Below are 21,398 nucleotides of genomic sequence, written 5' to 3'. Positions count from 1 at the left end.
CCCGGCGGAACCGGGAGGAGATGGACATCGTTGTCGCCTCTCTGACCGTTGGGGACGCGGGCGAGGAGAAGGCGCACGTCGGAACTATTTTGTTGCGCTGGCAACAAAATACGCATGGTCTTACCACTGCGACAAGATGTTCAGGCACGTATTTTTCGACCTCGAATTTAGGGTCAAGCGGCCGTGCCCCGCTTCGATCCGGCAGTCCGTAGGTCCGCGCCCTGGTCCAGCAGGGCAGCGACGGGGAGAGTGGCGGCTCCTATGGCGACCGCGTCCGGCCCGAGCCGCCCGAGGTCGATCTCGGTCTGGTCGAACACGTGCGCGAGCGCGTGCTCACCAGCCACGCGCCGGATCTCGGGCAGGTACTCCTCGCCGAGCGCGAGCCCGGCCCAGCCGCCCAGCACGATCCGCTCCGGGTTGAACAGGTTGATCAGGTTGCCGATCCCGGCGCCGAGGTAGCCCGCGGTCTCTTCCAGTACTTTGGCCGCCGCCTTGGACTTGCCCGCCGACTCCAGCAGGACGGCGAACTGCGTCTGCTCGTCTTCACCCGTGGTGGGTTTCCCGCCGCGCGCCTTGCGATAGCGCGCGAGGACACCCTCCGCGCCGACGTAGGACTCCAGGCAGCCACGCGATCCGCAGCGGCATTCCTGTCCGCCGTAGACGATCGTCGTATGACCCCATTCGCCCGCGCTGCTGGTGGAGCCCCGGTAGGTGGTGCCGTCGGTGACCACGGCCGCGCCGACCCCGGACCCGATCAGCACGATCACCGCGTGCCGGGCACCGCGACCGGCGCCGAACCACATTTCCCCCTGGCCTTGGGTTTTCGCGCCGTTGTCGACGAACAACGGCAGCTCGACGCCCTCCGCGCGCAGAAGATCGGTCAGCGGGACTTCCTTCCAGCCGATGGTGGGCGCGTGCACGCGGAGCGCCGCGCCCTGTTCGACGGTGCCGGGAACGCCGACGCCGACACCGAGCACGGTCGCTTCGTCGATCCCCGCTTCGTTGATCACTTCCCGGATTCCGGACGCCACCTGGGTGACGGCCGCGGCCGCGTCGGGTCGCGGGGAGGCGAGGGGGTGTTCGACGGTGGCGAGCCGGTTCATGGTGAGGTCGAACAGTTCGACCTTGACCCCGGTCTCGCCGATGTCGACGCCGGCGACATGGCCGTATGCCGGGTCGACGCGGAGCAGGACGCGTGGCCTGCCGCCGTCGGACTCGACCAGCCCGGCTTCGGTGATGAGGCGTTCTTCGCCGAGTTCGGCGGTCACGTTGCTGACGGTCGCGGCGCTCAACCCGGTCAGACCGCTCAATTCGTGGCGGCTGAGCGGGCCGTCGAAGTAGAGTTTCGACAGCAGGAGGGAACGGTTGTGCCGCCGCAGGTCACGGACGGTGGTGCGCTTGGCAGGCATGCGGATACCCATCTTGTGGCGGCGGACCTTTCGAGGATGCCCCACGACCTTAGCCTCCGCCATGTATTAACTGGTGAAATAAGGCGGGACCAGGCCGGAAGGAGGTGCCATGACGGGAGAAGACGAGCTCATCGGCACCCTGCCGTCCGATTTCCGGTGGGGGGTCGGCAGCTCGGCCTACCAGATCGAGGGCGCGGTCGCCGAAGACGGACGAACACCGTCCATTTGGGACACCTATGGCCAGTCGCCCTGGACCATCGACAACGGCGACACCGGCGAGGTCGCCTGCGACCACTACCACCGGATGCCCGCCGATATCGCGCTGGTGAAGAAACTCGGCGTCGACACCTACCGGTTCTCCGTTTCCTGGCCGAGGGTGCAGCCGCGCGGGCGCGGCGGCGTCAACCCCGCCGGGATCGGCTTCTACGACCGGCTGGTCGACGAACTGCTCAACAACGGCATCGATCCGTGGCTGACGCTCTACCACTGGGACCTGCCACAGCACCTCGAAGACGCGGGCGGCTGGCCGTCACGCGACACCGCTGTCCGGTTCGCCGACTACGCGATGCTCGTGTTCGAGCGGCTGAGCGACCGCGTCCGACACTGGACCACGCTGAGCGAGCCGTGGTGCACGGCCATGCACGGTTACGTCCACGGGGTGATGGCGCCCGGCCGCCGGGACGCGAAGGCGGGGATGGCGGCGGCCCATCACCTGCTGCTCGGCCACGGTCTCGCCGTGCGGCGGATGCGGGAACTCGCGCCGCCCGGCACGAAGTTCGGCATCACGCTCAACCTGAGTACCGCCGACCCGGCCACCCCCAGCGAGGCCGACCGCGAGGCCGCCCGGTTCGAAGACGGGCTCGGGACGAGGTTCTACCTCGACGCGCTCGTGCACGGCCGGTACCCGGAAGACGTCCTCGAAGACCTCGCGCGGCAGGGCATCCGCCTGCCGTCCGAGCCGTGGGACCCGTCGATCATCGCGGCACCGCTCGACTTCCTCGGCGTCGACTACTACTTCGGCACGCGGTATTCCGGGGTGGAGGAGAACGGGGACGCCGTCGAGCATTTCGGGATGCCGTCGTTCCGCAAGGTCCCGTTCGGGGCCCCGTCGACGGCGCTGGGGTGGGAGATCCTGCCGGACAAGCTCACCGAACTGCTCGTCCGCGTCAGCCGGGACTATCCCGGTTTGCCGCTTTACGTCACCGAAAACGGCGCCGCGTTCGCCGATGTCCCCGACGAGACCGGCTTCGTCCGCGACGACGACCGCGCCGCGTACCTGTCCGCGCACATCGCTGCCACGGCCGCCGCGCGACAGGCGGGCGCGGACGTCCGCGGCTACTTCGCCTGGTCCTTTTTGGACAGCTTCGAATGGGCATACGGCTACGCCAAACGACTCGGCCTGGTTCGGGTCGAACGGGATTCCCAGGCGCGGACGATCAAACAGAGCGGGCTGGCCTACCGCGACATCGTCGAACGGGTGCGCGCCGGACAGCGGTAGGACTTGCCCCACCGTGGATCCGGCGGTTCACTCCCGTCACCGTCCTAACGTCGGCATCGGGAACAAGGGGAGAGACGATGACCGTCAGACTGGAGCACCCAGACCCACCGCCGTCCGGTCAGGAAGAAGTCAGGGATCGCGCGATGATCGTCCGCTGGACCTCGGACGCGCCTTCGTAGATTCGCGGCGCCCGGACCTCGCGGTAGAGGTGTTCGAGCAGATGCCCGCGCCGCAGTGCCCGCGCGCCGTGGATCTGCACGGCCGAGTCGACGACGTACTGGGCGGTCTCGGTGGCGAACAGCTTCGCCATCGCGGCCCGGCCGGCGAGGTTCCGCTCGCCCGCGTCATAGGCGGCGGCCGCGGCGTACACGAGCAGACGTGACGCCTCGGTGCGGGTCGCCATCTCGGCAAGGGTGTGGGCCACGGTCTGCTGCTTCAGCAACGGCCCGCCGAACGCGACCCGGGTCTCGGCGTGGGTGACGGCGGCGTCGAGCGCGGCCTGTGCCATCCCGACGGCGAACGCGCCGACGCTCGGCCGGAACAGATCCAGTGTCCGCATGGCGACACCGAAACCGCGGTCCTGTTCGCCCAGCAGTTCGCCCCGCTCGACCCGGACCCCGTCGAACACGAGAGTGCCGATGGGATGCGGGCTGACGAGGTCGAGGTGCTCGCCGGAAAGTCCGGCGCGATCGGCCGGGACGACGAACGCGGAGACGCCGCGTGAACCCGCTTCCGGTGTGGTGCGGGCGAAAACGCTGTAGAAGTCGGCCTCGGGGGCGTTGGAGATCCACATTTTCTCACCGGTGAGGCGCCAGTCGTCGCCGTCGGGCTCGGCGGCGAGTTCGAGTGCCGCCGCGTCCGAGCCCGCGTTCGGTTCGGTGAGCGCGAAAGCGGCGACGGCGTCACCAGCGGCCACGGCGGGAACCCACTTCGAGACCTGTGCGTCCTGTCCGGACTGCAGTACCGGATAAGTGCCCAAACCCTGCAGTGCCAACGCTGTCTCGGCTTCGGTGCTCTGACTCGCGAGGGATTCCCGTAGGATGCAGAGATCCGTCGCGGCGGCCTCGCGGCTCGGGCTGCCGCCGTCGGCACCGGGGAACAACCGGGACAGCAGGCCGAGCGTGCCCATTTCCTTGAGCAGTGGCCGGTTGACCGCGCCTTCGATGCCGGATTCGGCCAGTGGGCGGAGTCTTTCGGCGCCCAGCCGTCGGACTTCGTCGGCGAAGGCGCGTTGTTCCGGGTTCAACGCGAAGGCGGTCATCGATCGCTCCCAGGTCGCCAGCGGGCATGTGCGGTGCCGGGTTCCCCCGAGCGCAACAGTTCCAGCCGTGGCTTCGGCCCGTCGGTGCGGCCGCCCTGCGGTTTCCGCCTGCCCGCCGCGTACTGCTTCGGCCACGGTATCGGGTAGTCCTGTTCGGCGGCGGCGTGCAGTGTCCACTGTGGATCGTAAAGGTGGGTCCGGCCGAGGGCGCACAGATCCGCGCGGCCCGCCAGGATGAGCGAGTTGACGTCGTCGTAGGAGGAGATCGCGCCTACGGCGATCACCGCGATCCCGTACTCACGCCCGATCTCGTTGCGGATGCGGTCGGCGTACGGCGTCTGGTAGCTGCGGCCGTACTCGGGTTTCTCCTCGCTGACGACCTGCCCGGTCGAGACGTCGATGCCGTCCGCCCCGTGCTCGGCGAACGCGCGCGCGATCTCGACGGCTTCGTCGACGTCGATCCCGCCGTCGTACCAGTCGGTCGCGGAGATACGGACCGTCATCGGCCGCTCGACCGGCCACGCCGCGCGGACCGCGTCGAAGACCTCGAGCGGGAAGCGCAGCCGGTTCTCCAGCGAGCCGCCGTAGTCGTCGGTACGCCGGTTGGTCAGCGGGGACAGGAAGGATGACAGGAGGTAGCCGTGCGCGCAGTGGAGTTCGAGGAGGTCGAATCCGGCGCGGCCGGCGGCACGGGCGGATTCGGCGAACTGGTCGCGGATCTCGTGTAACTCGGGGGCGGTGAGTTCGCGCGGCGCCTGGTTCGCGTCGCTGTACGGGATCGCGGACGGGCCGCAGATCTCCCAGTTGCCCTCCGGCAGCGGCTGGTCGATCCCGTCCCACATGAGTTTCGTGGAACCCTTGCGGCCGGAATGGCCAAGCTGGACACCGATCCGCGCGGGAGTGTTGCCGTGGACGAAGTCGGTGACCCTGGCCCAGGCGCGCTCTTGTTCCCCGGTGTAGAGCCCTCCGCAGCCCGGGGTGATGCGGCCGGTCTCGGAGACGCAGACCATCTCGGTCATCACCAGCCCGGCGCCGCCGAGCGCCTTGCTGCCCAGATGCACCAGGTGGAAATCGTTCGGGACACCGTCGTCCGAGGAGTACATGTCCATCGGGGAGACGACGACGCGGTTCGGCAGGTCCAGGTTCCCGACCCGGAATGGCTGGAACATCGGCGGCCGGACCTCGGTGTCCACGGTGGACGCGAACCAGGTGTCCAGTTCGGCGGCGAACTCGGGGTCGCGCAGCCGGAGGTTGTCGTAGGTGACACGGCGGCTGCGGGTGAGGATGTTGAACGCGAACTGCGGCGGATCCTGATGCGTGTACTGGCCCAGGTTTTCGAACCACTCCAGGCTCGCCTGCGCGGCGCGCTGGGTCGAGGTGACGACGGGACGACGCTCGGCCTCGTAGGCCTTCAAACCAGTGTCCATATCGGACTGTTCGTGCAGGCAGGCGGCGAGTGCGAGCGCGTCCTCCATGGCGAGTTTCGTGCCGGAGCCGATGGAGAAGTGCGCGGTGTGGGCGGCGTCGCCGAGCAGGACGACGTTCTCGTGCCGCCAGCTCGCGCAGCGCACGGTGGCGAACGCGGTCCACTTCGAGTTGTTGGCGAACACCTGGTGGCCGCCGAGGACGTCCGCGCACAGTTCGCGGATGACCTCGATCGACTTCTCGTCGCTCTCGCCCGGCGCGAGTGCCGTCGTGGCGATCTCGCCGAACGCGCGCTGCCAGACGTCCTCGTGGAGTTCGAGGATGAAGGTGCTCGCGGTGTCGCTGTACGGGTAGCCGTGGATCTGCATGATCCCGTGCGGGGTTTCGAGGACGTGGAACTTGAAGGCGTCGAAGACCAGATCGGTGCCGAGCCAGATGTATTTGCAGCGCCGGGTCCGGATGTCCGGCCGGAAGCTTCCGGCCAGCGCGGCGCGGGTCGGCGAGTTGACGCCGTCGGCCGCGACGACGAGGTCGTACTCCGCGCTCGCCTCGGCCGCGCTCGGCGCCTCGGTGCGGAAACGCACGGCCACGCCGAGTTCCGCACAGCGTGCCTGGAGGATGCCGAGCAGTCGTTCGCGGCTCATCGCGGCGAACCCGTGCCCGCCGGAGGTGCGCACCGTGTCGCGGAAATGCACGTCGATGTCGTCCCAGCGCGCGAACTCGCGCCGCATGGCGGCGTGGATCACCGGATCGGCGTGCTCGATGCCGCCGAGGGTCTCGTCGGAGAACACCACCCCGAACCCGAAGGTGTCGTCGGGCGCGTTGCGCTCCCAGACGGTGATCTCGTGATCGGGATGGAGCTGTTTCGCCAGCGTGGCGAAGTAGAGCCCCGCCGGGCCGCCGCCTAACACCGCGATACGCACGTCGCTCAGGGTATGTCGCGGTATGTACGACCGTCAACGATGCGGGATATGCTGACCAGCATGGAGCGTATCAATCCGCCAGGGCTCGGCCGCCCTTCCGGCTTCTCGCACGCTGTCGCGGCGAGCGGACGGTTCGTCTTCCTCGCCGGTCAGACGGCTTTGGACGAGGAGAACCGCATCGTCGGCGACGGCGTGGTCGAGCAGTTCGAACGTGCGCTGACCAACTTGCTCACCGCGTTGCGCGCGGCGGGCGGGGAGCCGTCGGACCTGTGCAGCGTGACCATCTACATCGTCGACATGGACGACTACCGCGCCCACGCGCGCGAGATCGGCGCGGTGTGGAAGCGGCTGGCCGGGAGCGGGTACCCGGCGATGGCGGGGATCGGCGTCAGCCGGCTTTGGGACGTCGAGGCGCTGGTCGAGGTGCAGGGCTTCGCCGTCGTCTAGTACTGGATGCCGCCGCCGTGTCGTCCGTCTGATCACGACGCTGGTGATCAGGCGGACGACACGCGTGATCAGCTGGACGACACGCGTGAGGGGCGGATGCGGTGCCGGGCTAGCTAAGCAGCGTCCGCGAGACGTGCGCGGCCGCGGCCTCGCCCAGTCGCGAGTGCAGCGTGAAGAACAGGTACCCGGCCCGGATCCCGGCCCACGCGGGCGGCAGCAGTTCGGCGGGCAGCCCGGGGTCGAGGTAGGGCAGGCGCCGCCAGTGGGTCAGCACCCGGACGTAGTCGGCGAACGCCTCGGCCTCGTCCGTGGTCTTGCGCCGTTGCCAGCGCCGGAGCGCGGGCGTGTGCTCGTCGAGGAAAGCCGCATAGAGCGTTTCGAGCTGGTTGAGGTCCCACCACTCGCGGATCTTCTCCCGCACGTCGCCGAACGCGAGGTGCTCGGCGTGGAAAAGATCGGCGTAACTCTCCAGTTCGAGCCGTCGCAGCATGTCCGACGTCGCGTCGCGCAGATGCGCGGGCGCGATCCAGACACCGGACGACGCCGTCCCGAAGCCGAGCCTGGCGAGCTGGGTGCGAAGAACATGCCTTTTGTGCCGTTCGGCTTCCGGGACGGAGAACACCGCGAGCAGCCAGCCGTCGCCGGGGGTGGCGCGGGCGCGGCGGAAGATCCGCTCGTCCCCTTCGCGCAGGATCGCCAGCGCGGTCTCGGAAAGTTCGTAACCGGCCGCGCCGTTCCGGCGCACCGCGGAAAGGATCCCGCGCCGCTTCAGCCGGGAGATCGACGATCGGACGGCGGGTTCCTCGACGTCCACCCCGGCCAGCAGGTCGATCAGGGAACGGACCGAAAGCCAGCCGCCTTCGCCGCGTGAGTAGAGGCCGTACACGGTCACGATGAGCTGGCGCGGTTGCGCCGTCCGCCCCGCGCCGTCGACTTCGGTTGCCTCCGACACGGCCGTCACCCGGTCACCATAACAATGAGCCCCCGCTCCCGGCGCCCGCACATTTCGGCCGTGACCGAAGCGTTCCGCACTTAGCGTCGCGGTATGGAGAATTTGCTGATCGAAGCCCCCGTCCCGCCGGTGCCCCAGGACGTCGAGCCGGGTGGTGTCCGGTGGCTGCGCGCGAACGTCGCCCGGTTCAGCCCCGCCGAGGACCACGCGCGGCGCCGCTCGCTCGTGCTCGCCGAACTCGCGCCGATGGCTTCGTTGCGGGACAAGGCCTCCGCGTTCACCCGGGAGCTACAAGGCGAGCCGGTGGACCGGATCGTGTGGACGGTCCCGGTCGCCGTCCTGGCTGCCGAACTCGGCCTTCCGGACGTTTCCCGCGACATCGCGACGGTTTCCGCCGCTTACCACCCGCACACCGAAACCGGTCCTGACGCCGAAGAGGCCATGCGGCGGCTGATCGAGGACTGTGGCGGCGATGTCGACGAGCGGACGGCCGCGCGGATCGGGCTCCTGGTGCAGGCCTGTGACGCGACGGCCAAGCTGCTCGGCAAGGCCCTGGCCGCTCACCGGCCCGGCGAGGACGCCACGAGCCTGCTCGACCGTGTCCTGCGCGAGGATCCGCCGGTCCGGATCACCCGGCGGTGGGTCGGTGGCGAGGTCGTCGAGGTGGACCTGACGGAACGTCCGTTCGGAGCAGGGCCCAGACAGTGCCCGGGCCAGGCACACGCACTCGAAGTGGCCGCGGGAATTCTCGAAGTCCTCTTGTGCTAATACTTACCCCGGTCATCTGGAACTGGGGAGTTTTCGCATGCTGTATTTCAATGGTTTCTTCGGCGTTCTCACACTCGGTCTGTGGATCTTCTGCGTCGTCGACGTGATCACCACGGACGAGGGGTCATGCCGCAACATGCCCAAGGGGATGTGGCTGCTGCTGGTGCTGATCGTCCCGTTGATCGGCTCGATCGTCTGGCTGGTCGCCGGCCGTCCGCAGCACGCCGCCCGCGCCCCACGCGGCCGCTGCGAACGCGAAAGCCCGGCGTTCCCGGAGTACGACCGGCCGGGCCGGTTCGCCGCGACGAGCGCCGAGGGCGACGAAGAGTTCCTGCGGAAGTGCCGTGAGCGCGCCGAAGCGCAGCGCCGCAAGGCACGCGAAGACTGAGTAGCCTCGGCGGGAGAAAGATCGACGCTGGAGGACGAATGACCGACCCGCTGGACTGGAACCGGAACATCATCAAGGAATTCCGTGAGAACGAGGGGAAGGTGGGCGGGCCGTTCGAGGGTGGCTCCCTGCTGCTTCTCACGACCACCGGAGCGAAGAGCGGTGAGCCGCGGACCTCGCCGCTCGCCTACGCGGAGGAGGACGGCAAGTACGTCATCGCCGCGTCGTACGCCGGTGCCGACAAGAACCCCGCCTGGTACCACAACATCGTGGCGAACCCGAAGGTCACCGTCGAGGTCGGCACGGAGAAGTTCGACGCGACCGCGACCGTCGTCCTCGAAGACCGTGCCGAGCGGGACCGTCTCTACGCGAAGATGGTCAGCCTCATGCCGGGCTTCGGGGACTACGAGAAGAAGACCGATCGGGTGATCCCGATCGTCACGCTCTCCCGCTGACTTCGCAATTAGTCCTCTAGTTGCGGTCCTTGCGCGTGCAACTACCGCAACTAGAGGACTAAACGCGGGGGTGGTCAGCGGGGTGGTCAGTGTGCGGCGCTGGGGGCCTCGACCGCGCGAGGCTCCCTCGTGAGTTCGACTTCGGCGGCACGCAGGGCCTTGCGCTCCTGGCGGCGCGCGATCAGCTTCTTGCCGGTGACGATCATCGGCTGCTCCACCCAGCGGTGGATCAGGTCCGCGATGCCCAGCCCGACCGCGAACACGGTCAGCGCGCTGATCATCCGGTGCTCGCCCAGCGGTGGGATCGCCGCGACCACGACGAAGTGCACCGGGCCCTGCAGCAAGTAGAGCGAGTACGAGCGCTCACCGACGAAGCGCATCACCTTCGTCCCCAGCAGCCAGCGCAGCGGTCCCGGCGAGACCAGCACGACCAGCAACATCGCCGAGAGCAGGCCGTAGGCGATCAGCAGGCCAAGGTTGCTGCCGGTCTCCCACCACAGGCTTTCCATGTTGACGTGCAGCACGGCGAACGCGCCGAACACCGGGATCGCGGCGAGCGGATGGGTCAGCGGTTTGATCACCGCGTAGGACCGGCGGTAGTGCATCGCGATCGCCAGCACGCAGCCGATCAGCAGGATCGCGTAGTGCACCGTCGACCGGTAGATCGGCACCTGCGGCCCGTTGAGCACCCAGCCGCTGGTGACCCCGACCAGCCCGGCCATCAGCGCGAACGCGGCGAACGCCAGCGCGAGTTTCCGCCAGGCCGCGGCCAGCCCGACGGCGCCCGCGACCACCAGCAGGAACGGCCAGACCAGGTAGAACTTCTCCTCGATGCCCAGCGTCCACGAGCCGCTGAAGAAATTGTCCGCGCCGTTCGGTTTGCTGCCGGGCAGGAACTCGTTGAAGAACGTCAGGTAGTACTTCAGCGCGTGCGGGAACTCGCGGGTGAAGAACTCGCCGCGCAGCCATACGAACACGACGATCCCGCCGAGGATTACCAGGTACGGGGGCAGGATCCGGAACACCCGGCGCAGGTAGAAGGCCCAAAGCGAGATCCGGCCGGTCCGGTCCTGCTCACGCAGCAGCAGCGTCGTGATCAGGAAACCGGACAGCACGAAGAAGATGTAGACACCGACCCAGCCCGACAGCCAGCTCCACTTCGGACCAGCGAAGTGGAAGAGGATCACGATGGTGGCCGCGATCGCGCGCAGCCCGTCGAGCGCGGGGAACCGACGCATGGCGAGGAACTCGTCATGGCCCAAAGTGCGCACAGTGCCCCCTAATGGCGGTATCGGCCCGGAAGTATACGGGTGCCGGCCTGTGCGCCTTCCGCCCGGATCGGGGCCTTCTGCCTGCGGATTCTGGACATCACCCAGCGTCACGCGCCGGTTCGACGTTGTGCGTGAGCCGGAACCGGTTCGCCGGGTCGACGGCCTTCTTGATCTTCGCGAGGCGTCGCAGGTCAGCGGCCGAGTACACCTTGGACGCTTCCTCGGCCGGGTCGCTCTCGCCGTAGACGAAGGTCAGGAGTTTGCCGGTCGACCAAGGCTTCAGCGCTTCGAACAGCTTTCCGTGCGCGCTCCGGATCTCCGGGATCGAAGAGTCGTCCACTACGGACAGTGCCCGGACGGTGAAGCGGGCCTCGCGGTCCCAGCCGACGCCAGGGTGCTCGGGCACGTCGGACAGCGCGCCGCCGAGCAGGTCCAGCAGGACGACGGTCGGCACCGGCGCGTCCGGGCCGGCGTGTTCGAGGATCGCGTCGAGCATCGTGTCGTTGAGTTCGGACACGGTGGCGTTGTCGGCGCGGTAGCCGTGCGGGAACGGCGGCTCGTTCGCGATCTTGCCCGATTCGGTGAACGGGATCTCGGCGAGCGTGTCGCCGAGCACCTTGGCGGCGGCGCGCAGCGGGGCGACCAGGCGTTCGCCCTCGGCGGTGTCACCGAGGTACGCGATCCGGATCTGCGCGACGTGCTGCCCGCGCAGCGGCTCGGGCACCATCGGCAGGTCCGGCATCGGGACCATGCCCAGCGACGACGTCATCTCGCGCGGCATCTCCGCCGCCCAGTCACGCCAGGTGTGGAGTACCGCGGCCAGCGATTCGGTGCCGAACTGCAGGCTCCCGCCGTACAACCGGGTGACCGGAACGAGCCGGAACTCGAGCGCGGTGACGATCCCGAAGTTGTCGCGGCCACCGCGCAGTGCCCAGAACAGGTCCTGTTCGGTGTCCGGGGTGGCGCGCCGGAGTTCGCCGTCGGCGGTCACGACCTCGATGGCGGTCACGCGGTCGGCGGCGAGGCCGTACTCGCGGCCGAGCAGGCTGAACCCGCCGCCGAGGGTGTAGCCGACGACGCCGACACCGGGGAACGAACCGCTCAGCGGTGCCAGCCCGTGCTCGGCGGCCGCCTCGATGACCGCACCCCAGCGCACACCCGCGTCGACGCGGGCGATGTCGCCGTCGATCCGGATCCCGGTCATGCGCTGGGTGGTGACGAGGACGCCGCCCTCGAAGGGGACGCCCACGCCGTGCCCGGTCGAGTGGACCGCGATCGGGAGGTCGTGTTCGCCGGCGTACCGGACCGCCTCGACGACGTCGGCGGCCGAGGCCGCGGGCACGATCACGGCGGGACGTCGGGGGACGGCGGTCTGAAAGCCGGCGAGTTCATTGTCGTAACCGGAATCGCCGGGGCGGAGCATCGTGGTCATGCCTCCAGCCTGATCTCGATCCGGCCAGAAGTCCAAGATCTGGTTTGTCTGGGAACTAGAATCATCCGTTATGGAACTGCGTCAGCTCGAATACTTCGTCGCGGTGGCCGAGGAGGCGAACTTCACCCGGGCCGCGGAGCGGCTGCACGTCGCGCAGCCCGGCGTCAGCGCCCAGATTCGCCGTCTCGAACGCGAACTCGGACAGCCGCTGCTGGACAGGTCGGCCCGGGCGGTGCGGCTCACCGAAGTCGGCGCCGCCGCGCTGCCGCACGCGCGGGCCGCGCTCGCCGCCGTCGCCGGGGTGCGGCAGGCGGTCGAGGAGCTCACCGAGCTGGTCCGCGGCCAGGTCGCGATGGGCATGGTGTCCTCGCGTGGTCCGGTCAACCTGCCGGATCTGCTGGCGCGGTTCCACGAACACCATCCCGCGGTGGACATCACGCTCGCCGAGGCGACCTCCGACGTCCTGCTCGCGGGTGTCGCCGACGGCCGGTTCGACATCGCGCTGATCGGGCTCTCCGGCGAACCGCCGCCGGGGATCGGCTTCGAGGTCGTCCTCGACGAGCCGCTCGTCGCCATCTCCGGGCCGGACGATCCGCTCACCGGGCAGGCCACGATCACGCTGTCGGAGCTGGAAAGCCGCTCGCTGGTGAGCCTGCCGAAGGGCACCGGCATGCGCGCGATCGTCGACGCGGCCTTCCTCGCCGACAGCGCGCAGCCGCGGGTGACGCTGGAGGCGGGCGACCCGAACGTCGTCGCCGAACTGGTCGGGCGCGGCCTCGGCGTCGCGGTGGTGCCGATGTCGCTGGCGACGCACTACACGGAACTGCACGCCATGGAGATCACACGACCGGCGGGGTTGCGCGCGAAACTGGCGCTGGCCTGGCGGACGGAGGGGCCGGTCAGCCCCGCCGCCCGCGTGTTCATCAGTCAGGCACGGGCGCTGCTCGGTTTGTGAGCCGCCACAACGAGGTGACCTCCCGCGCGCGAAACACGTGCAGTGGATCGCGTGGATCGGTGGCCCGGCGATGCCTCGGCCGGGTGTCCTCCCGGCCTCGGACCTCGAGTCCGGAGCGCTCGAATGTCCTGAGGAGCTGGGCGCGGGTGCGCAAGCCCAGCAGTTCGGCGAGGTCGGACAGGATCAGCCAAGCCTCGCCGCCAGGTTCGAGATGCCATGGCAGCCGGTCGAGGAAGGCATTGAGCATCCGGCTTCCCGGGTCGTAGACGGCTCGTTCGAGCGGGGTGTGCGCGCGGGCGGGCAGCCAGGGCGGATTGCAGACGATCAGTGCCGCGCGCCCCGGCGGGAACACGTCCGTCTCGAGGGTTTCGACGTGCGGGAAGCCGAGGCGCTCGAAGTTCTCCCGCGCGCAAGCGAGTGCGCGGGGCTCGGTGTCGGTCGCCACCACCCGTTCGACGCCCCGACGAGCGAGGACCGCGGCGAGCACACCGGTCCCGGTGCCGATGTCGAACGCCAGTTCCTTCGAGGGCAACGGAGTTCGCGCGACCAGGTCGACGTATTCGCCGCGGACCGGGGAGAAGACCCCGTGGTGCGGATGGATCTTCGCGCCGAGTGCCGGGATTTCGACGCCGTTGACCCGCCATTCGTGCGCGCCGACGACGCCGAGCAGTTCTCGTAGCGACACCAGCGACGCGGTTTCCGAAGGGCCGTAGACCTCGGTGCAGGCCGCCCGGACATCCGGGCCGCGGCGCAGCGGCAAGACGTGTCCCGGATCCAGCGGGACCAGCAGCCTGCCGAGGATCCTCGCCCGGCGCGCTTGATGGATTCGGTGGTCTCGAAAGGGTTTTCCGGCCGCCGAACCGCATCGGCGCGACATCGCGGCGAGGAGGTTCCGCGCGTTCGGGAAGTCGCCGTGCCAGGCGAGTCCGGTGCCTGACACGGCGAGTCGATACGCCTCGTCGGCGGTGACCCGATCGTCGACGGTGACGACGGTTCGAGGCGGTATCGCGGCGACGGTGGTCAGCCAGCGCCGACCATCGTCCTTTATGGACAGGGGGTTCATGGTTTCCGTTCCTGGATTCGCCCATGGCGAAGAGACCCCACGGGCGGTGCTCGTCGGGGGACAAGATCAGGAACGGCGGCTAGTGGACCGCCGCGGCATGGACCGGTGTCGACACGAATCCGATGCTACTGGAAATCGGCCGCGTGGTCGGCCGCCCAGGCCTCGAAGTCCTGTCCGGGCCTGCCGGTGACGTCTTGGACGGTCGAGGTGACCTCGCCCGGTTTCGCCACCAGTCCGCGGAAGCCGGTCAGCATCGTGTCGACGATGAAGTCCGGCATCCTCGCGAGCATCGCCTCGCGTGCCGCCGCCAGCGGGATCTCCTCCCAGCGCGCCGGACGGCCGGCGGCCTCGCCGATGATCCGGACCTGGTCGGCCTGGGTGATCGGCCGCGTGCCGGTGAGGACGTACTTCGCCCCCTCGTGCCCGCCGCCGGTCAGCGCCTCGACGGCCACCGCGGCTAGGTCCTTCTCGTGGATCAGCGGCATCGACGCCTCGCCGTAAGCCCCTCGGACGACGCCGTCCGCGCGGATCGACGGCGCCCAACCGAGGGTGTTCGTCGCGAATCCGTGCGGCCGCAGGAAAGTCCAGTCGATACCCGCCGCCTCGATCGCCTCCTCGACGGTCCGGTGCCAGGCGCCGATGAGGTTGTCCTGCTCCGCCAAGGAATCGTCGACGGCACCCGAAGACAGGAACACCACTCGCTTCACTCGTTCGCCCAGCAGCGACACCGTGGGCAGGAGCGCCTCGGCGGATCCGGCGAGCATCAGGAACACCGTGTCGACGCCGTCGAGCGCCGGCGCGATCGTCCCGGGTTTCGCCAGGTCACCGCGGACACCGTCCGGCGGCGGATTCCGGCTCAGCGCCCGGACCGGTACGTTCCGCGCTCGCAACTGGGTGGCTACTTGCGCGCCGACGTTGCCCGTGGCTCCGGCGACCAGGATCGGCTTCATGCCGCCACCGCCGAGACGACCGGGCGGTACCGCTTGACCGACCCGCCCTCGGTCATACCGGGGTAGGTCTGCACCTTCTTCCAGACGTCCGTCGTGCCGATGCCGTTCGCTCCGGGGGCGGCGAGCGCGGCGAGGTGTGCTTCGGCGCTGGTCCATTCGGCGTAGTTCAGCACGCGTGTCCCGTCAGTGCTCACATGGAAGTACCCCGAGATCCCGCCTTCCGGTCGCGCGGGTTCCGAGTCCAGCGCGGTGAAGACGAGGTCGATCCAGTCCCGCTGCCGCTGTTCGTCGGGCCCCTCGAATTCGACCGAGACGACCACGAGCGCGCCGGGGATCCCCTCGCTCCGGTTCCCGCGGTAGAGGCGGTAGACGGGCGCGCCGTCCAGGTTCTCGATGGCGTCTTCGCTGGTCCACTGCGCGTAGGTGAAGGCGCCGTCGTGGTCGATTCCCTCGTACGCAATGAAGGAGACGAGTCCTTCGCCCCCGCGCCTCTCGAACGCCTCTCGCGCGGCCTCGGCGCTCGGCCACTCCCGCGCCACCGCCACCAGTTCCTCCGCCGGTGTCGGCCAATGTCCTGTATGGATGGTCGTTTTCGCGATCCCCTGTTCCGTCATGCCTCCAGCATGAAACTTAAACAAGGGTTCAAGTCAAGCTAGGATCGTGGACATGTCCGAACCGCCGTCCGAGCTGACCATCGGCGAGCTGGCCCAGCGCAGCGGTGTCGCCACCTCCGCCCTGCGGTTCTACGAACGCCAAGGCCTCATCAGCAGCAGGCGGACCAGCGGAAACCAGCGCCGGTACCCCCGCGGCACACTCCGCGCGCTCGCGTTCATCCGTGCGTCGCACCACCTCGGCATCCCGCTGGAGGTGATCGGCGGCGTGCTCGACCTCCTGCCGGAGGGCGCCGCGCCGGACCAGGCGTTCTGGCAGCGTGCCTCCCGGTGCTGGAGCGCCGAGATCGACAAACGCATCGAGAAACTGGAGTGCCTGCGCGACCGGTTCACCGAATGCATCGGCTGCGGTTGCCTGTCCTTCGAGCAGTGCGTGCTGGTCAACCCCGGTGACGTCCTCGCCGCCGAAGGACCCGGTCCGGCCCGGTTGATCAGCGACTGATCGCGGCCAGTTTCCGTTCCAGCAGCCGCCGTTCGGCGCTGTTCTCCGCTCGCCGGATCGCCGCCTCGTAGGCCTGTGCCGATTCCGCTTTGCGGCCGAGCCGGTGCAGCAGATCGGCGCGGATGGCGTGGTACAGGTGGTAGTCCTCCATTTTCAGCTCGTCGATCGCGTCGAGTGCCGCACCGGGACCGTCCACCTCGGCCACCGCGACGGCGCGGTTCAGCGTGACGACCGGCGTCGGGTTCATCGTCAGCAGCAGGTCGTACAGCTGGACGATCTGCGACCAGTCCGTGCTTTCCGCGCCGACGGCGTCGCTGTGGACGGCGTTGATCGCCGCCTGGATCTGGTACGGACCGGGCTGGTTCCGCCGCAGGCAGGCGCGGACCAGCGTCTGCCCTTCGGCGATCAGTTCCCGGTTCCACCGCGACCGGTCCTGATCGGCCAGCAGTACGACGTCGCCGTCCGGGCCGGTGCGGGCGAGCCGGCGGGACTCGGTGAGCAGCATCAGCGCCAGCAACCCGGTGACCTCGGGTTCGTCGGGCATGAGGCCTGCCAGCAGCCTGCCGAGCCGGATCGCCTCGGCGCACAGGTCGTCCCGCACCAGCCGCTCACCGGAGCTGGCCGTGTGACCCTCGTTGAACACGAGGTAGAGCACGGCGAGCACCGAACGCAGCCGGTCCGGCAGATCGGCGTCGTCCGGGACGCGGTACGGGATCTTCGCGTCGCGGATCTTGCCCTTCGCCCGGACCAGCCGCTGCGCCATCGTCGTTTCGGGGACGAAGAACGCGTGCGCGATCTCGCCGGTGGTCAGCCCGCCCAGCAGTTTCAGGGTCAGCGCGACCTGCGCGGTGACGGCCAGCGCGGGATGGCAGCAGGTGAAGATCAGGCGCAAGCGGTCGTCCCGCACGGGTCCCTCCTCCGCTGGTTCGTCGGCAGCGTGGATCAGCACGGCTTGGGCGTGTTTGTCGTCGCGCGCGGCTTCCCGGCGCAACCGGTCGATGCCCTTGTTGCGGGCGGTCGTGATGATCCAGCCCGCCGGGCTCGGCGGCAGACCGGTGGACGGCCACCGGTCCACCGCCGCGGCGAAGGCGTCCTGGACCGCTTCTTCGGCGATGTCGATGCTGCCGAAGACGCGGACCAGGACGGCCACCGCGCGGCCGTACTCCTCGGTGAAGACGCGGCCGATGTCTTCGGTGGTCAGGGGACGCACGAAGGGTCTTCCTCGCCCTGGAACGGCCGGACCTCGATCGGCAGGCCGGTGATCTCGGCGATCCGGCGGCCCCATTCGAGTGCCGCGTCCAGATCCGGCGCCTCGACGATGGTGAACCCGCCCAGGTGCTCCTTGCCCTCGGCGTACGGGCCGTCCGTCATCACGATGTCGCCGTTCTCCTTGGCCCGCAGCACGGTCGCCGTGGTCGGCGGGTGCAGCCCGGCGGCGAACACCCAGGCGCCCGCGGCCTGCATCTCGCCGTTGAGCGCCTGGAGCTCGCGGGTGATCGGCTCGAGGAACTCCGGCGGCGGGATGGGGCCGTCGGGCTGGTAGAGGCTGATCAGGTACTGGGTCATCGCGTCCTCCTCGTTCGAAGCGGCTTGTCACTTCCTATACGAAGAACATCCCGCCGATTCGACAACGATGGCGATATTTTTCTCCCAGAAGCGTTGTCGCAGGTCAAGCGGTGTTCATCAGCACGACGTCTGGCGCGAGCACGCCGGTCTCGTCCCAGCCGCTCTGGCGGCTTGACTGGTACTGCCGGACCCAGGTTGACCAGGACGTGCCATCTCTCCGCGTGAGCCGGTTTCCTGGACTCAGAACGAAAACGAGTCCACTCAGGAGAGACAAAGATGACTGACTCCCCGGCACGGCACGCGAACAGGGTCGCCGTCGTCACCGGCGCGTCCAGCGGGATCGGCGAGGCGACCGCGCGGCGGCTCGCCGCCTCCGGTGCCGCGGTCGCGCTCATCGCCCGCCGGGCGGACCGGCTGGAGACCCTGTCCAAGGAGATCGAACAGGACGGCGGAACGGCACTGGTGATCGCGGCCGACGTCGCCGACGCCGAAGCGATGCGCGCCGCGGCGGCCGAGGTCGAAGTGAAACTCGGCCGGGCGGACCTGCTGTTCAACAACGCCGGCGTGATGCTGGCCGCGCCGATCGACGAACTCGCGACCGGTGACTGGCAGCGCATGATCGACGTCAACATGACCGGCCTGATGAACTCGATCGGCGCGTTCGTCCCGCATCTCGTCGCTTCGGCGGCGGAGAAGGGTGTCGCCGACCTGGTGAACACGTCGTCCATCGGCGCGCAGGCCATCTTCCCGTCCTTCGCCGTCTACGTCGCTTCGAAGGCGTACGTCACCCACCTGTCGAAGAACCTTCGCGCCGACCTCGGCCCGAAGGACGTGCGGGTCGCGGTGGTGGAGCCCGGTCTGGTCGACACCGAACTGCAGGGCCACGTCACCGACGCCGGTGCGAACGAGTGGCTGGACGGCGTGCGCGAGACGCTGACCTGGCTGGAGCCGGGTGACATCGCGGAGACCGTGGCGTTCCTGACGTCGCTCCCAGCGCGGGTCAACGTCCAGCAGATCACCGTGATGCCCACCGGTCAGGTCTGATCCGGGTCGCGGGGGAAGAGGATCCGGGCGATCGCGCGGGCGGCGGTGTCCGGATCCTCGAGGTGTTCGGCGCGCAGCGCGCCGGTGAGCCACAGGTTCGCGAAGCCGTGCATCAGCGACCACGCGGCGACTCCCGCCAGCTCATCGTCGCTGACCGAGGACGCCCCGCCCGCCAGCAGGCCGCCCGCGCGGTCACGGGCGGCGACCAGCGCCGTGTCGTCCTCGCGGTGGAGTTCAGGGCGGAACATCACCTCGAAATGCGCGCGATGCTCGATCGCGAACCGCACGTAGGCCACCCCGACCTCGACGAAGTCCCGCGTGCGTTCGCCCGTGGCGGCGAGTGCGTCCGCGAGCAGTCCGAATCCCTCGGCGGCCAGTGCGGTGAGCACTCCGGTCTTGTCGCCGAAGTGGTGCACCGGACCGGCGTGCGAGACGCCGGCGCGCCGGGCGAGATCGCGGAGGCTGATCCCGGCCGGGCCGTGTTCGGTGATGGCCGCGACGGCGGCGTCGAGCACGGCCCGTCGGAGGTCGCCGTGGTGGTACGGACTCATGCCGATGAATCTAGTCATTGACAAGATAGCCCGCAACGACGCATCTTGTCAGTGGAAAGTTTCGCTGCTCGGAGGGTGTTGTCATGGATCCCGGTCTCGTACCCGTACTGATGTTGGCCGCCGTCACGGCGACGTCGTCCCTGCTGGGGGTGGTGGGTGCCCGTCGCCTGAAGCCCTGGCCGGTGGCCGTGCGCGGCGGTGTCGCGGCCCTGTTCGTCACGACGGGGCTCGCGCATTTCATCGGCATGCGCGAGGAACTCATCGCGATGGTGCCGCCCGCGTTGCCCGCGCCGGCGCTGCTGGTCACCGTCACCGGTGTCCTCGAACTGGCGGGCGCCGCGGGAGTGCTGTGGTCGCGCACGGCGCCGTGGGCGGCCGCCGGGCTGACCGTCCTGCTGCTGGGGATGTTCCCGGCGAACGTGTACAAGGCGCTGAACGGGCCGGTGACGTCGGTGATGGACGAACTGGTACCGAGGAGCCTGATGCAGGTGGTCTTCCTCGCCGCGACGGTGTCCCTGGTGGCGCATTACGCGCGTACGCCGAACGGCCCCTTTGCCCAAAGGAGACCTTAAGTCTTTCCCAAGTTCGGACCCCTCCCCGAAGAACCGCCCTACCATCCGAGAATGAAGATCTCATTGTGGATCGGATTCTGTGGGCTGTGCATCCTCGCCGGGCATATGCTTCTCGGTGCGGTGGGTCTCGTACTGCTGATGAGCTGCCTCCCGGCGGGGCACGATCACGAATCCGTTGACAAGACAGGGAAAGCGCCCGCGCGACTGGCCTGAGGGGCCGCGCGGGAAATCCTTATCCCAAGGTGCTCGCGAAAGCGAGTGCGCCCAGAACCGGAACAACTATCACCGCGATCACCACCGTCCGGCGACTCGGTTTGGGACTTTCCAGGAATGCGACGATTCCGGCCGGAACCAACGCGACGCAAAGGCCGGTGGTGCCGATGATCGAAACGATTTCGGTTCCCTTCAGCACGCCCAGCGGTAGTAGTCCCATCGTCGCCAGCCCGATCGACTGGACGGCGTTGAGCGTTTTGGCGCGATAGGCGGCGAAGGCGAGCACGAACCAGCCGAACAGGATCGTGAACGACAGGAAACTGAACAGATGCAGATCCTGATATGACTCACTGACCACACTCTCGGCGAAACCGGCGCCGCGCCGGATGGTGAGACCCATCGCGGCCTGGTCGATCCCGGCGTGGAAGGTCCGCTCGAAGAGTCCAATAAGGACGAACAGGCCACCCCAGGCGGCCAACGCGGGCTTGGTGCGCCCGATCTTCGTGGCGAGCGCGATGATCGCGGGGAACAGCAGGACGTTGCCCGCGAGGAAACACGTGTAGGCGGCCGTCATCAGGCCGGGATGGTCGCTCATCGCCCTGAGCTGATCGGGGAAGAAGAAGGTGAACCGGGACCGCAGCAGCGTGCCGGTGAGCAGCAGGACCGGGCCGAGGACCATCGAGACCGCGGCGACGGGGCGGCCGGGGAAGACGTAGTCGATTTCCATGGCGGTGAGCCTGCCGATCCTGGCGCGTGCCCGGATCGGCTCACGGTCCGGTCTTTCGGCTCAGACCGTGGGTGGACTCGTGAGTGGTCTGGGTTCGCCGTTTATCGGCAATGGGCTCAGAACACGGGGCGCATGTCGCCGATCCAGTGACAGCGGCTCCGCTGGTGGAGCGGCTGACGGGGTGCGGTTGGCGGCACTGGGTCCATGCGCGGCATGGGAGAGCGCTCGCCGGTTCTCGGCAACGGGCCCAGAACGGTGCCGGAAGACTGGCTGCTTATCGCCGATCCAGTGACAGCGGCTCCGCTGGTGGAGCGGCTGACGACCGCGCAGCTGACGGCACTGGGCTCGTAAGCGGCTTGAACGAACGTGTGGCCGGTTTTCGGCATTGGAGGCGGGCGGTGGCATACGTCGCGCG

General features: G+C 68.8%; 24 protein-coding genes. 11 read left to right on the top strand and 13 right to left on the bottom strand.

Features of this window, described 5'->3' with window-relative positions; all coding sequences use genetic code 11:
- Positions 1-173: 173 nt before the first annotated feature.
- Positions 174-1,421, bottom strand: coding sequence for an ROK family protein (locus ACM6LU_RS35675; protein ID WP_414942336.1), 1,248 nt, complete (start codon positions 1,419-1,421; stop codon positions 174-176).
- Between the two features lie 97 nt (positions 1,422-1,518).
- On the opposite strand from ACM6LU_RS35675, the gene ACM6LU_RS35670 reads away from it, so the two are divergent.
- Positions 1,519-2,907: a GH1 family beta-glucosidase gene (locus ACM6LU_RS35670; protein WP_414942269.1), complete on the top strand. Its 1,389-nt coding sequence runs from the start codon at positions 1,519-1,521 to the stop codon at positions 2,905-2,907.
- A 118-nt stretch (positions 2,908-3,025) separates the two neighbouring features.
- Here ACM6LU_RS35670 and ACM6LU_RS35665 read toward each other — a convergent pair whose 3' ends face one another.
- Positions 3,026-4,168 carry an acyl-CoA dehydrogenase family protein gene (locus ACM6LU_RS35665; protein ID WP_414942268.1) on the bottom strand — a complete coding sequence of 381 codons (1,143 nt, stop codon included), beginning with the start codon at positions 4,166-4,168 and terminating at the stop codon, positions 3,026-3,028.
- Positions 4,165-6,516 carry a bifunctional salicylyl-CoA 5-hydroxylase/oxidoreductase gene (locus ACM6LU_RS35660; RefSeq protein ID WP_414942267.1) on the bottom strand — a complete coding sequence of 784 codons (2,352 nt, stop codon included), beginning with the start codon at positions 6,514-6,516 and terminating at the stop codon, positions 4,165-4,167. The genes ACM6LU_RS35665 and ACM6LU_RS35660 overlap by 4 nt, the downstream gene beginning before the upstream one ends.
- Positions 6,517-6,564: 48 nt before the next feature.
- Between ACM6LU_RS35660 and ACM6LU_RS35655 the strand changes: the two genes are divergently transcribed.
- Positions 6,565-6,963: a RidA family protein gene (locus tag ACM6LU_RS35655; RefSeq protein WP_414942266.1), complete on the top strand. Its 399-nt coding sequence runs from the start codon at positions 6,565-6,567 to the stop codon at positions 6,961-6,963.
- Between the two features lie 109 nt (positions 6,964-7,072).
- Here the strand turns inward: ACM6LU_RS35655 and ACM6LU_RS35650 are convergent, their stop codons facing one another.
- A complete protein-coding gene (locus tag ACM6LU_RS35650) occupies positions 7,073-7,924 on the bottom strand; it encodes a PaaX family transcriptional regulator C-terminal domain-containing protein (RefSeq protein ID WP_414942265.1) in 852 nt (283 codons plus the stop codon).
- An 84-nt stretch (positions 7,925-8,008) separates the two neighbouring features.
- Between ACM6LU_RS35650 and ACM6LU_RS35645 the strand changes: the two genes are divergently transcribed.
- From ACM6LU_RS35645 to ACM6LU_RS35635, 3 genes are read left to right on the top strand one after another with little or no spacing between them, the layout of a single operon-like run.
- A complete protein-coding gene (locus ACM6LU_RS35645; RefSeq protein WP_414942264.1) occupies positions 8,009-8,683 on the top strand; it encodes an oxidoreductase in 675 nt (224 codons plus the stop codon).
- A 37-nt stretch (positions 8,684-8,720) separates the two neighbouring features.
- The gene (locus ACM6LU_RS35640) at positions 8,721-9,071 is read left to right on the top strand and encodes a PLDc N-terminal domain-containing protein (protein ID WP_414942263.1); all 351 of its coding nucleotides are present in this window, start codon (positions 8,721-8,723) and stop codon (positions 9,069-9,071) included.
- A 38-nt stretch (positions 9,072-9,109) separates the two neighbouring features.
- Positions 9,110-9,526, top strand: a complete 417-nt coding sequence (locus ACM6LU_RS35635; RefSeq protein WP_414942262.1) for a nitroreductase family deazaflavin-dependent oxidoreductase — start codon at positions 9,110-9,112, stop codon at positions 9,524-9,526.
- A gap of 86 nt (positions 9,527-9,612) precedes the next feature.
- On the opposite strand, the gene ACM6LU_RS35630 is transcribed toward ACM6LU_RS35635, so the two are convergent.
- Entirely contained in the window at positions 9,613-10,797 is a 1,185-nt protein-coding gene (locus ACM6LU_RS35630) for an acyltransferase family protein (protein WP_414942261.1), read from the bottom strand.
- 97 nt (positions 10,798-10,894) lie between these two features.
- Positions 10,895-12,229, bottom strand: a complete 1,335-nt coding sequence (locus ACM6LU_RS35625; RefSeq protein WP_414942260.1) for an FAD-binding oxidoreductase — start codon at positions 12,227-12,229, stop codon at positions 10,895-10,897.
- Between the two features lie 70 nt (positions 12,230-12,299).
- Here ACM6LU_RS35625 and ACM6LU_RS35620 point away from each other — a divergent pair, with 70 nt between their 5' ends.
- A complete protein-coding gene (locus ACM6LU_RS35620) occupies positions 12,300-13,184 on the top strand; it encodes a LysR family transcriptional regulator (protein WP_414942259.1) in 885 nt (294 codons plus the stop codon).
- On the opposite strand, the gene ACM6LU_RS35615 is transcribed toward ACM6LU_RS35620, so the two are convergent.
- From ACM6LU_RS35615 to ACM6LU_RS35605, 3 genes are all read right to left on the bottom strand, one after another.
- Complete coding sequence (locus ACM6LU_RS35615) at positions 13,153-14,247, bottom strand: methyltransferase (protein WP_414942258.1); 1,095 nt, start codon at positions 14,245-14,247, stop codon at positions 13,153-13,155. The genes ACM6LU_RS35620 and ACM6LU_RS35615 overlap by 32 nt on opposite strands.
- Positions 14,248-14,372: 125 nt before the next feature.
- A complete protein-coding gene (locus tag ACM6LU_RS35610; RefSeq protein WP_414942257.1) occupies positions 14,373-15,197 on the bottom strand; it encodes an NAD(P)H-binding protein in 825 nt (274 codons plus the stop codon).
- Positions 15,194-15,811 (bottom strand): hypothetical protein, encoded by a 618-nt coding sequence (locus ACM6LU_RS35605; protein ID WP_414942256.1) that lies wholly within the window; start codon positions 15,809-15,811, stop codon positions 15,194-15,196. Before ACM6LU_RS35605 ends, ACM6LU_RS35610 begins: the two co-directional genes overlap by 4 nt.
- Positions 15,812-15,863: 52 nt before the next feature.
- Here ACM6LU_RS35605 and soxR point away from each other — a divergent pair, with 52 nt between their 5' ends.
- Positions 15,864-16,310, top strand: a complete 447-nt coding sequence (gene soxR, locus ACM6LU_RS35600; protein ID WP_414942255.1) for a redox-sensitive transcriptional activator SoxR — start codon at positions 15,864-15,866, stop codon at positions 16,308-16,310.
- Here the strand turns inward: soxR and ACM6LU_RS35595 are convergent.
- Positions 16,300-17,520: an RNA polymerase sigma factor gene (locus ACM6LU_RS35595; RefSeq protein ID WP_414942254.1), complete on the bottom strand. Its 1,221-nt coding sequence runs from the start codon at positions 17,518-17,520 to the stop codon at positions 16,300-16,302. The genes soxR and ACM6LU_RS35595 overlap by 11 nt on opposite strands.
- A complete protein-coding gene (locus tag ACM6LU_RS35590; protein ID WP_414942253.1) occupies positions 17,508-17,876 on the bottom strand; it encodes a YciI family protein in 369 nt (122 codons plus the stop codon). Before ACM6LU_RS35590 ends, ACM6LU_RS35595 begins: the two co-directional genes overlap by 13 nt.
- A 276-nt stretch (positions 17,877-18,152) precedes the next feature.
- On the opposite strand from ACM6LU_RS35590, the gene ACM6LU_RS35585 reads away from it, so the two are divergent.
- On the top strand, positions 18,153-18,920 hold the full coding sequence (locus ACM6LU_RS35585; protein WP_414942252.1) for an SDR family oxidoreductase: 768 nt from the start codon (positions 18,153-18,155) through the stop codon (positions 18,918-18,920).
- Here the strand turns inward: ACM6LU_RS35585 and ACM6LU_RS35580 are convergent.
- A complete protein-coding gene (locus ACM6LU_RS35580) occupies positions 18,911-19,471 on the bottom strand; it encodes a TetR/AcrR family transcriptional regulator (RefSeq protein ID WP_414942251.1) in 561 nt (186 codons plus the stop codon). The genes ACM6LU_RS35585 and ACM6LU_RS35580 overlap by 10 nt on opposite strands.
- An 83-nt stretch (positions 19,472-19,554) precedes the next feature.
- Here ACM6LU_RS35580 and ACM6LU_RS35575 point away from each other — a divergent pair, with 83 nt between their 5' ends.
- Both ACM6LU_RS35575 and ACM6LU_RS35570 read left to right on the top strand, forming a co-directional pair.
- On the top strand, positions 19,555-20,043 hold the full coding sequence (locus ACM6LU_RS35575; protein WP_414942250.1) for a DoxX family protein: 489 nt from the start codon (positions 19,555-19,557) through the stop codon (positions 20,041-20,043).
- Positions 20,044-20,094: 51 nt separating this feature from the next.
- Positions 20,095-20,256 (top strand): hypothetical protein, encoded by a 162-nt coding sequence (locus tag ACM6LU_RS35570; protein ID WP_414942249.1) that lies wholly within the window; start codon positions 20,095-20,097, stop codon positions 20,254-20,256.
- 19 nt (positions 20,257-20,275) lie between these two features.
- On the opposite strand, the gene ACM6LU_RS35565 is transcribed toward ACM6LU_RS35570, so the two are convergent.
- A complete protein-coding gene (locus tag ACM6LU_RS35565) occupies positions 20,276-20,983 on the bottom strand; it encodes a hypothetical protein (protein WP_414942248.1) in 708 nt (235 codons plus the stop codon).
- A gap of 204 nt (positions 20,984-21,187) precedes the next feature.
- Between ACM6LU_RS35565 and ACM6LU_RS35560 the strand changes: the two genes are divergently transcribed.
- Positions 21,188-21,334: a hypothetical protein gene (locus ACM6LU_RS35560; protein WP_414942247.1), complete on the top strand. Its 147-nt coding sequence runs from the start codon at positions 21,188-21,190 to the stop codon at positions 21,332-21,334.
- The last annotated feature ends 64 nt before the right edge of the window (positions 21,335-21,398 follow it).

The organism is Amycolatopsis sp. cmx-11-51, assembly GCF_047608665.1.
Classification (GTDB): domain Bacteria; phylum Actinomycetota; class Actinomycetes; order Mycobacteriales; family Pseudonocardiaceae; genus Amycolatopsis.
Note: the sequence above shows the minus strand (reverse complement) of the source record. Positions and strands in the feature narration are given on the sequence as shown.